This window comes from Microcoleus sp. S13_C3 (genome assembly GCF_036700905.1).
GTDB lineage: Bacteria > Cyanobacteriota > Cyanobacteriia > Cyanobacteriales > Microcoleaceae > Microcoleus.
This window is the reverse complement of the sequence record NZ_JAUBPT010000195.1, coordinates 1-1,237: the sequence shown is the minus strand read 5'-3', so window position 1 is coordinate 1,237 and position 1,237 is coordinate 1. Positions and strand designations below refer to the sequence as shown.

The window sequence follows — 1,237 nt, the reverse complement described above, 5'->3', positions numbered from 1 at the left end:
ATCTGCTTGTGGGGTGGGCATCCTGCCTGCCCGTGAAAGGCTTTTAGTCCCTAAACAAATATTCCGCAGTCAAAATCCCCCCCTTTCACAAGGAGGGGTTAGGGGGGGTTCTGCGGTAACAGTAGCGGTTGCAGTTTGCCCGATCGAATATCTGGGATAATGTACTACTGAGACAAAGTATTGGCATTCACAAATCGACCAATCAACCCAGAAACGAATGACAACACAATGGAACCCAACAAAGCCGGCCAAAAACCGTTAACGGCAAAGCCGATACTGAACGCACTCGCTAACCAGGAAGCCAGGGAAAGCGAAATTGCATTCACAACGAATAAAAACAAACCTAAAGTAATAATGGTCAAAGGCAGCGTCAGCAATGTAAGAATCGGTCTGACAACCGCGTTCACCAATCCGATAACAACAGCAGCCAGCATCGCCGCCGGAAAGCTAACCACCGAAATACCTGGTACAATGTTAGCGGTAATGATCAGCGAAACCGCTGCTACTATCCAAGTTAAGAAAAAACTTAGCATATCTTTTTTTCCATCTCCATCACTATTAATTAAGATTGTAACTGTTTAGTCGATCGACCAAAGTTCGGGATACACTACGAAATACCCACCTTGCGAGAATATCAGGCTTATGAAACTCCGGCAACTAGCAGCATTCCTCTTGGCGCTAACTATCTTCATCCTGCCGCAGCCAGCCCAGGCTCAATCTAAATATTACGCTCCGCCGTTGTCCTTTAGCAACGCCGAACTGACAAGACGCGATTTTTCTGGTCAAATGCTGCGGGCTGCTGAGTTTTCTAACGCTAATATGGACTTGACTAATTTTTCTAATGCCGATTTGCGGGGAGCAATTATGAGCGCTTCGGTGATGACTGAGGCGAATTTGCACGGAGCAAATTTAACTAATGCAATGATTGATCAAGTTAAGTTTACTAAGGCCGATTTAAGCGATGCAATATTAGCAGAAACAATTTTGCTGCGGTCTACTTTTGAGGGGGCTGATATCACCGGCGCTGACTTTACTGATGCAATTATGGACGGCTCACAAGTTAAAGAATTGTGCACAAAGGCAACCGGGATTAATTCTCAAACTGGGATTTCTACTCGCGATTCCTTGGGATGCCGCTGATATCATCTCCGCTCAATTACTGATGATTGTTTGTTGGGTGGGGGCGGGTTTTTGAGATTGTTTGTTTGGGGCGATTATGGTTGGTGGAACCCGCCCC

The 1,237-nt window shown here is 46.0% G+C and carries 2 protein-coding genes; one reads left to right on the top strand and one right to left on the bottom strand.

All coding sequences use genetic code 11. The features are described 5' to 3' along the window. Window positions 1–164: 164 nt before the first annotated feature. A complete protein-coding gene (locus QUA16_RS32365) occupies window positions 165–533 on the bottom strand; it encodes a phage holin family protein (protein WP_333103038.1) in 369 nt (122 codons plus the stop codon). A gap of 109 nt (window positions 534–642) precedes the next feature. Between QUA16_RS32365 and QUA16_RS32360 the strand changes: the two genes are divergently transcribed. Beyond that, window positions 643–1,140, top strand: a complete 498-nt coding sequence (locus tag QUA16_RS32360) for a pentapeptide repeat-containing protein (RefSeq protein ID WP_333103036.1) — start codon at window positions 643–645, stop codon at window positions 1,138–1,140. Window positions 1,141–1,237 lie beyond the last annotated feature (97 nt).

Excerpts from the sequence above, each read along its gene's own strand:
- QUA16_RS32365 (WP_333103038.1), bottom strand. The coding sequence starts at position 533 with ATGCTAAGTTTTTTCTTAACTTGGATAGTAGCAGCGGTTTCGCTGATC.
- QUA16_RS32360 (WP_333103036.1), top strand. The coding sequence starts at position 643 with ATGAAACTCCGGCAACTAGCAGCATTCCTCTTGGCGCTAACTATCTTC.